Consider the following 1,692-nt stretch of genomic DNA (forward strand, 5'->3'; position numbering starts at 1 on the left):
TGAAGGTTCGCCATCCTGATTTCTGCAGGTCAACGGGGCTGGTGGGTCCGGGATGACGAACTCGGGCTGGTCCGGGGCGAGATCGTTAGCAGGTGATCGTCCGGCAGGGGTCGGTTCTGCGGGACCGGGCCGCTCGGGGCGGCTTCTTCTCTACCGTTCGGCAGACGGATCCGGATCGGGAGGGGCTGGTCATGCCGGACGTGCTGACGTGGACGATGGACCGGCGGATGCTGTTGGCGGAACGCGCTGAGCTGCTGCGGAAGGAGCTCGCGGAGATCGAGGTCGAGGTGGCCCGGCTGGAGGCGGCCGAGATCGTGTACGGGCAGTGGGCCGAGGCGACCGACGGGGGACGCCGGGACGTTCAGGCTCCCGATCCGGTGGTGGAGCCGGCCGGGCCCGCACGGGTGGAGACGGCGTCCGGGGCCGGCGGGATGCTACTGGTGCCGCACCGTGGCGACGGCGTGAGCGAGGACGACCTGCCCGAGGACTACCGACGGATCCTGCAGGTCGTGGCCGGTGCGGAGGATCAGCCGGTGATGACGCGGCAGGTGTGCGAGGCACTCGGGATGGACATCAGGCCGCAGCAGACCGAGCCGATGCGGGGCAAGCTGAAGCGGCTCGCGGACCGGGGCTGGCTGCACCGCACACCGTCGGGCCGCTACGGACCACTGTGACACTCCGGCCTGGACGGGAGGCGCGGACGGGCTGATTCCGGCAGTAACACGAGGGCCCCTGGCGGATGTTGGGGTTTCTGTGACGAAAACCAAGCCCGCCGAGGGCCCTCAGGAAGCTGTCTACCAGGTTCGCCTGCCGGTGTCGAAGCGGACCATCGATCTGATCGCGGGACTCATACGTGCCCGCCGCAAGCAGCTGGGCACCCGCTGGCGGAAGGCCGCCCCTGGCCTGCAGGCTGTCCTCGTTCTCGCTCATCTCCGCCATGACCAGCGGCTCGCCGATCTGGCCGGCGGCAACGACATCGCCGCCTCCACCCTGCGCCGCTGGGTGCTGGAAGTGATCGGCCTGCTCTCCGCCCGGGCCCCGCGTCTGGACCGCGCACTGAAGAAGATCGCCTCCAAGGCGGTGTCGTGGTCCTGCTGGACGGCACCCTCATCCGCACCCGCCGCCGCACCGGGAAGGAGAACCGCAAGAACTTTTCCGGCAAGCACAAGGCCCATGGCCTGCTGTTCCTCGCCCTGACCGATGAGAAGGGCAACCTGATCTGGATCTCTTCGGCCAAGCCCGGACGGTCCAGCGAGATCACCACCGCCCGCCACAACAAGCTCACCCGTCATCTCCGGGAAGCCGGCCTCGGCGCCCTGGCCGACCTCGGCTTCGTCGGCCTGGACGACGACCCCGACGACAACCCGGTGGTCATCACCGGCCGCAAGGCCACCCGCAACCACCAGCTCACCACCGCCGAGAAGGAAGCGAACCGCCTGCTCAGCCGCGAACGAGCAGCCTGCGAACACGGCTTCGCGAACCTCAAATCCTGGCGGATCCTCACCAAGGTTCGGATGAACACCCGGCACGCGACCACGCTCTTACGGGCCCTGCTCGTCCTCGCGAACAGCGAGGTCCAGAGGTGACCGACGATCACCCACAGACGATCTCGCTCCCAACCAGCCTGAGTACGTCATCCCGACCCCACACCAGCGCCGTGACCTGCGAAATCAGGATGGAGACTTCTCAGTG

3 protein-coding genes are annotated in these 1,692 nt (G+C 68.3%); all 3 read left to right on the forward strand.

All coding sequences use genetic code 11. From position 1 onward, the window contains the following. The first annotated feature begins 191 nt into the window (after positions 1-191). Entirely contained in the window at positions 192-674 is a 483-nt protein-coding gene (locus ACIRQP_RS42405; protein WP_403900825.1) for a hypothetical protein, read from the forward strand. Between the two features lie 79 nt (positions 675-753). Beyond that, the gene (locus ACIRQP_RS42410; protein WP_403900827.1) at positions 754-1,197 is read left to right on the forward strand and encodes a hypothetical protein; all 444 of its coding nucleotides are present in this window, start codon (positions 754-756) and stop codon (positions 1,195-1,197) included. Then, positions 1,086-1,586, forward strand: a complete 501-nt coding sequence (locus ACIRQP_RS42415; protein ID WP_403900829.1) for a transposase family protein — start codon at positions 1,086-1,088, stop codon at positions 1,584-1,586. Before ACIRQP_RS42410 ends, ACIRQP_RS42415 begins: the two co-directional genes overlap by 112 nt. Positions 1,587-1,692: the final 106 nt, after the last annotated feature.

The organism is Streptomyces sp. NPDC102274, assembly GCF_044766385.1.
Classification (GTDB): Bacteria; Actinomycetota; Actinomycetes; order Streptomycetales; family Streptomycetaceae; genus Streptomyces.